This window comes from Amycolatopsis sp. NPDC051106, from assembly GCF_040682775.1.
GTDB lineage: Bacteria > Actinomycetota > Actinomycetes > Mycobacteriales > Pseudonocardiaceae > Amycolatopsis.
In genome coordinates, this window is record NZ_JBFBBQ010000176.1 from 1 (window position 1) to 7,482 (window position 7,482).

The following is a 7,482-nucleotide window of genomic DNA, read 5'->3' on the forward strand; positions in this document are numbered from 1 at the left end:
CTTCGCGCCTTCGCGAGGCGACAGCCGGGTTGCCGGTGGCGGTCGGTGATCGTGACGCGCTGATCGCGGCGCACGCGAAGGGTTGGCGTCCGGCGCCAGGAATGAGTCATTCACTGCACGCAAGCTCGGGCCTGCGCGACCGGCTTGGGCTCGGCGGCGCGGCGTCCGGCCCGCGCTGCCCACCTCGCACCGAGACACGCGGATCTCGTCGGCGCCGACCCGGTTCACGGCGAATTCGCCGGAAAAGCGCGACCCCCGCGAACTATCCGCGCAAAGACCGCTCCGCGCTATTCCGGTAATGATCACCGTCCGCAATCAACGGAATTCGGCGGCTAGTGCGCCGAAGTGTCCGGCAGGAGGCCGCGCAGGGCGTCCGACGGTTCGAGTCCCAGTTCTTCGAGCAACGTGCGCCGGCACTGCTCGTACTGGTGCCGGGCCGACGCCCGGTTGCCGGCGGCCAGGTGCGCGTCGACGAGGACGCGGTGCGCGCTCTCGCGCAACGGTTCCGCGCGCACCGCGGCCAGCCCGGCCGCCACCGCCTCGCCGTGGCGGCCCGCCGTCGTGAGGCGCTTTGCCAAGGCCTCCAACGCATACAGCCGCAGCTGGTGGTACTGCTCCTGCTCCAGGAGCACCCACTCGTTGTCCGACCACTCGGGCAGCAGGTCGGCCGACAGGTCGTCGCGGGTCCGCCTGGCGGGCGGTCGGCCGCCATCGGCACGACCTGCTTGACCTCGGCGGCCGACGTGTCCGGGGGCGCCGCGGTCGTGTCGGCGATCTGCTCGGCGATGGCCTTCTCGACGGCCTTGATGAACGCTGCCTTGTCGAAGTCCTTCGGCTTGGCCTCGTTCACCTTCTCGGCGTTGGCCGTCTTGCCCTGCGCCACCTCGTCGTCCTTGGGCGGCACCGAAGCGTCCTGTGCCGACGTCGCTTCCTTGTTCGCCGGCGGATGCGACTTGGCGACCGCGTGCTTCTTCTGCGCGACGTCCTTCTTCAGCACCGCGAACTTCGGGTCCGCGCCGGGGCTTCTGACCAGGCCCGCCGCCACCGCGCCGTTGCCGACCTTGTCCTGCGACTCCTTCCGCGTCGGGTCGGCGAGCGGCTTCTTGTCACCGGCCCGCAGCGCCGCCAGGGCCGCCGCGTTCGACGGAGGCAGCGGAGCCGGTTTCGGCCGCGGGGGACGCCCCTTCACGGCCCCCGGCGCAGCCTCCACGGTCAGGGTCGGGAGCTTCGCACGTGCCCTCGGTGGCGGCGGCATGGGACGGCTCTCCTCCCGCGACGGGAACCCTGGACAGCGTCGCAGCCGGCCGTCACCCAGGCGTCGCGGAAACGTCCCCGTGATCACGAAAGCGAAAATTGCGGTATACCCGGAGCAGTGGATCACCTCCAGGCCGGGATCGTTCGGCCGCTCACCGCCGCGTTGTCCGCCCATCCCGCTGACCGGCCGGCCTACTCGGACGGCACGCGGACCATCACCTACGGCCGGCTCGCCGCCCGCAGCGCGGAGTACGCCGCCGCGCTCGGCGTGGCGCGCGGCGACCGGGTGCTCGTCCACGTCGGCAGCCGGGTCGAGTTCGCCGAACACCTCCTGGCGGTGCTGCGCGCCTCGGCGGTCGGCGTTCCGGTCAGCACCCGGGCGACCGAAGCCGAACTCGCGCACATCGCCGACGACTCCGGGGCGACCCTGCTCATCACCGAAAAGCGCCACGCCGAGCTGGCCCACCGGCTCGGCGAGAGCCGTGGCCTGCGGGTCGTCTTCGTCGAGGACCCACCGGAACGAACGGCACGACCGCCGCGAGACGACCTCGCCCTCGACGAACCGGCCTGGCTGCTCTACACCTCCGGCACCACGGGCCGCCCCAAGGGCGTCCTGCTTTCCCAGCGCGCGATGCTGTGGACGACCGCCGCGTGTTACGTCCCGATGTACGGGCTCACCGCGGACGACACCCTCCTGTGGCCGCTGCCGACCCACCACGCCTACGCCCTGTCGCTGGCCTTCGTCACGACCATCGCGGTCGGCTCCCACACCCGGTTCGCCGAAGGCCTTTCCCCGGAGCTGTTCGCCGCCCACCCCGGCTGCGTGCTGGCCGGGGTTCCCGCCACCTACCTGCGCCTGCGCCAGGAGTACGACGGCCCGCTGGGCACCCCGAGGCTGTGCCTGACCTCCGGTGCGCCGTGCACACCGGCGGCGCGGACCGCGGCCCGGGAGCTGTTCGGCACCGACCTGCTCAACGGCTACGGGAGCACCGAGGCGGGCGGCAAGATCGCCGTGGAAACGCCCGGCGCGGCCGGCCTGACCCCGGTGGGCGGCATCGAGATCCGGATCGACGAAGGCGAGGTGCTCGTCCGCGGCCCGGGACTGATGCTCGGCTACCACGGCCAGGCCTCCCCGTTGCGCGACGGCTGGTACCCCACTGGCGACGCGGGCCGGCTCGAAGGCGGCCGGCTGGTGCTCGACGGCCGGGTCGACGACGTCATCGTCTGCGGCGGCCAGAAGGTCTACCCGACCGAGATCGAGGCGGTGCTCGAGGAGTCGCCGTCGGTGCGGGACGTCCTCGTCGCCGGCCGGCCCGACGACGTCGTCGGCGCGGTACCGGTGGCGTTCGTGGTCCCCGGGCCGGCCGGCTTCGACCCCGAAGAGCTGCGGCGGCTGTGCCTGAGCCGGCTGTCGCTGTACAAGGTGCCGGTCGCCTACCTCGAGGTCGGCGAGATCCCGCGAACACCGTCGGGCAAGCCACGGCGCACCGTCCTGGCGAACGCGCCGAAACCGCCGGACCTGGCCGCGGTGGTGCGGACCGAGCTGATCGCGCTGTGCGGCCACGACGGCGGCGACGGCTGGCGGGACCGGCCCTTCACCGAGCTCGGGCTGTCGTCCCTGGCCGGGGTGCAGTTCCGGCACCGGCTCTCCGAGCTCACCGGCGTGGATGTCCCGCACTCGCTGATCTACGACTTCCCGACCCCCGGCGAGGTCATCGCCGAGCTGACCCGGCTCGCCTCCGGCCAGGTGAGCACGCGAGCCCCGGCACCGCCGGCACCCGCCGCCGAGCCGATCGCCATCGTCGCGATGGCGTGCCGGTACCCCGGCGGCGTGCGCTCGCCGGAAGACCTCTGGCGGCTCGTCGCGGACCAGGTCGACGCCACCGGCGAGTTCCCCGCCGACCGCGGCTGGGACACCGACGGGCTGTACGACCCGGACCCGGACCGGATCGGCCGGTCGGTGACGCGCCGCGGCGGGTTCCTCGACGGCGCGGGCGACTTCGACGCGGGCCTGTTCGGCATCTCGCCGCGGGAGGCGCTCGCGACCGACCCGCAGCAGCGGCTGCTGCTGGAGACCACGTGGGAGGCGTTCGAGCGGGCCGGCATCGACGTCGCGACGCTGCGCGGCAGCGACACCGGCGTGTTCGCCGGGGTGATGAACGAGGACTACGCGAGCCGGTTCACCACGCCCCACGAGCTCGAGGCGTGGCTGGGCATCGGCTCCTCGCACGCGGTGGCCTCGGGCCGGATCTCCTACACCTTCGGGCTGACCGGCCCGGCGCTCACCGTCGACACGGCCTGTTCGTCCTCGCTGGTCGCCCTGCACCTCGCGGCGAAAGCACTGCGCGCGGGGGAGTGTTCGCTCGCGGTCGCCGGCGGGGCGACGGTGATGGCGACCCCGCGGACCTTCCTGGCCTTCAGCCGCCAGCGCGGCCTCTCCCCGGACGGGCGGTGCCGGTCGTACGCCGCCGGGGCGGACGGCACGGCCTGGGCCGAGGGCGCCGGCGTGCTCCTGCTGGAACGGCTGTCCGACGCGCGGCGGAACGGGCACCCGGTGCTCGCGCTCCTGCGCGGCACAGCGGTCAACGCCGACGGCGCGTCGAACGGGCTGACCGCCCCGAACGGGCGCGCGCAGCAAGCCCTGATCGCGACGGCCCTTTCCGACGCGGGGCTGACCGCGGCCGACGTCGACGCCGTCGAAGGCCACGGCACCGGCACGTCCCTGGGCGACCCGATCGAGGCGGAGGCCCTGATCGCGGCGTACGGCCGTGGCCGGGACGGCGACCCGCTGTGGCTCGGCTCGGTGAAGTCCAACGTCGGGCACACCCAGGCCGCCGCGGGAGTCGCCGGCGTGATCAAGATGGTGACGGCGCTGCAGCACGAGCAGTTGCCGCCGTCGCTGTACGCGGATGAGCCGAGCCCGCACGTCGACTGGGCCGGCGGCGGCGTGGCGCTGCTCGACACGGCCCGGCCGTGGCCGCGCGCGGACCGGGTCCGCCGGGCCGGCGTGTCCGCCTTCGGGATCGGCGGCACCAACGCGCACGTGATCGTCGAAGAGGCGCCGGCCCCGGAAGTCCCGGCGCGGCACCCGTTCCCCTCGGCGCCGTGGCTGCTCAGCGCGGCCGACGACGAAGGGCTGCGGCAGGTCGCGGCCCGCCTCTCCGGGGCCGCCGACACGGTGGATGTCGCCTACACCCTGGCCCGCCGGACGCCGCTCGCGCACCGCGTGCTGGTGCCCGCCGGGAACCCGGCGGCACTGCGGGCCGTCGCCGAAGGCCGGGTGCGCGGCCGGACCGTGCGCGGCGGGACCCGGCTGGCCCTGCTGTTCAGCGGGCAGGGCGCGCAACGCGCCGGCATGGGACGGGAGCTCGCCGGACTGTTCCCGGTGTTCGCCGACGCCTTCGGCGAAGCGTGCGACGCGGTCGGCGGCCCGGTGCGCGACATCGCGTTCGCCGGGGGCGAGGCACTGGACCGCACGGACCACGCGCAGGCCGCGTTGTTCGCCTTCGAAGTCGCCCAGTTCCGGCTGTTCGAGTCCTGGGGGCTGCGGCCGGACGTGCTGGTGGGGCACTCGATCGGCGAGCTCGCCGCCGCGCACGTCGCCGGGGTGCTGTCCCTGGTGGACGCGGCGACGCTCGTGGCCGCCCGCGGCCGGCTCATGGCCGCCTTGCCCGGCGGCGGCGTGATGATCGCCGTCGAAGCCGCCGAAGCGGAAGTGGCTCCGCTGCTGGGCGACGGTGTCGCGATCGCGGCGGTCAACGGCCCCCGGTCGGTGGTCCTCTCCGGTGACGACGGCGCGACGACGGCCCTGGCCGCGCGCTTCGGCGGCGGGACGCGGCTACGCGTCAGCCACGCGTTCCATTCGCCGCTCGTGGAACCGATGCTCGACGAGTTCCACGACGTCGCCACCGGGCTGAAGCACCACCGGCCCTCGGTGCCGCTGGTGTCGGGCCTGACCGGACGGCTCGTCGACGAGATCGAGCCCGGCCACTGGCGGCGGCACGCCCGCTCGGCCGTGCGGTTCGCCGACGCGCTGGCCACGATCACCGCACCCGGCCCGGTCGTCGGCCTCGAAATCGGCCCGGCGCCCGTGCTGAGCCGCTCGGCGGCCGACGCGCTGCCGGTGACCGCGGCGACGATGTCGGGCACCGGAGTGCTGGCGGCGGCGGGCGCGGTCCACACCGCGGGGATCCCCGTCGACTGGCGGGCCGTGTTCGCCGGCAGCGGTGCGCGGGTCACGCCGGTGCCCACCTATCCGTTCAAGCGCACCCGGTACTGGCTCGACCCGCCGTCGCCGTCGCTCGACCCGCCGTCGCCGTCGCTCGAGCCGGCCGGCGGCGACCACGCGGTCCTCGGGCCGGCTCTCGTCGCGCCCGACTCGCCGCGGGTCGTGCACGGCGGCTCGCTCGGCGTCCGCCGGCTGCGGTGGCTGGCCGACCACGTCGTCGGGGGAGCGGTCCTGGCGCCCGGCACGGCGTTCGTCGACCTGGCCCTGCACGCCGGTGGAGCGGCCATCGAGGAGCTGACGATCGAAGCGCCGCTGCGGCTCGACGCGGCCGACGACGTCCACGTCCAGGTCGTCGTGGACGGGCCGCGCATCGACGTGTACGCCCGGCGTCCGGCGGACGAGCACTGGCGGAAGCACGCCTCCGGGCGGCTGCGCCCGCGCGGCGCCCAACCTGGCGGCCGGACCGGGGAATGGCCGCCGCCCGGCGCGGTGGAAGCGGACATCGCCGACGCTTACCGCGCGCACGCCTACGGACCTGCTTTCCAAGCCGTGCACCGGTTGTGGACGCGTGACGACGAGTTCTTCGCCGAGGTGGACCTCGCGCCGGACGTCGGCGGACGCTTCGCACTGCACCCCGTCCTGCTGGACGCGGCGGTGCACGCGACGGCGCTCGCCGAGGGAGCGGCGGCCGAGCCGAGGGTGCCGTTCCTCTGGAGCGGCGTCGAGGTCTACGCGCCCGGTGCGCGGCGGGCGCGGGTGCACGGCGTCCGCCTCGGCGCCGGCGCCGTCCGCGTCGAGCTGTTCGGCGAAGACGGGCTCCCGCTGGCCCGCGTCGAGTCCTTGACGACGCGGCCGATGGCACCGCGGGACACGATGCTCTACCGTCCACAGTGGATTCCGATGACCCCGGTCGCGGCCGGGGAACCGGTCCGGGTGGTGGAAATCGAACCCGGCGACGTCCGCGCGGCGACCGGCCGGGCGCTCGCCGTCCTCCACGACTGGCAGGACCGCGGCGACCGGCTCGTCCTCGTGACCCGGAACGCGACCGGGCCGGTCCCGGACCTCGGCGCCGCGGCGGTCTGGGGTCTCGGGTGCGCCGCTGCGGCGGAGTACCCCGGCCGGATCGGCATGGTCGACCTGGAGCCCGGCTTCCCGGTGGAGCGGGTGGCCGGCCTCGCCGGCGGCGGCGAGGAGCCGCAGATCGCCGTCCGCCGAGGGAAGCCGCACGTACTGAGGATCGCGCGGACGGCGCCGTCGGACGGCCGGCCGTTCGGTCCGGAAGGGACGGTGCTGATCACCGGCGGGACCGGCGCGCTCGGCCGGGCGCTGGCCCGGCACCTGGTGACCGCGCACGGCGTGCGGCACCTGCTGCTGGTGAGCCGGAGCGGGCCGGCGGCCCCCGGCGCGGAAGAGCTGCGGGCCGAGCTCGGGGCGAAGGTGCGGATCGTCGCCGCCGACGTCGCGGACCGGGCCACCGTGGCGGCGCTGGTCGAGAGCTGCGACCCGCCCCTGACGGCCGTCGTGCACAGCGCGGCCGTCGTGGCCGACGGTGTCCTGGCTGCACAGACGCCGGAGCGCCTGGACACCGTGCTGCGCCCGAAGATGGACGCGGCGCTGGTGCTCGACGAGGTGACCCGCCACCTGCCGCTGACCGCGTTCGTCCTGTTCTCCTCGATCGCCGGCGTGTTCGGCAAGGCGGGGCAGGCCAACTACGCGGCCGCCAACCGGGCCCTGGACGCGCTGGCGTGCCGCCGCCGGGCGGCGGGGCTCCCCGCGTTGTCACTGGCGTGGGGGCTGTGGGAGCTGGGCACCGGTCTCGGCGACCGGATCTCGGCCACGGCTCGCCGGCGGATCCACGCGTCCGGCGTCGAAGCGCTCACCGCGGAGCAGGGTCTGGCGTTGTTCGACGCGGCGCTCGGATCCGGCGAACCGGTGCTGGTGCCGGCCCGGTTCGACCCGGCGGCTCCGACGGCGCCGCCGGCCGCCGGCGCGCGCGCCGC

Annotated in this window: 2 protein-coding genes; one reads left to right on the forward strand and one right to left on the reverse strand. The window is 75.1% G+C overall.

Translation table 11 applies throughout. From position 1 onward, the window contains the following. Positions 1-332: 332 nt before the first annotated feature. Positions 333-674 (reverse strand): bacterial transcriptional activator domain-containing protein, encoded by a 342-nt coding sequence (locus AB0M83_RS47965; protein ID WP_364529342.1) that lies wholly within the window; start codon positions 672-674, stop codon positions 333-335. Between the two features lie 698 nt (positions 675-1,372). Between AB0M83_RS47965 and AB0M83_RS47970 the strand changes: the two genes are divergently transcribed. Beyond that, the coding region (locus AB0M83_RS47970; protein WP_364529339.1) for an SDR family NAD(P)-dependent oxidoreductase at positions 1,373-7,482 on the forward strand (6,110 nt) is incomplete at its 3' end.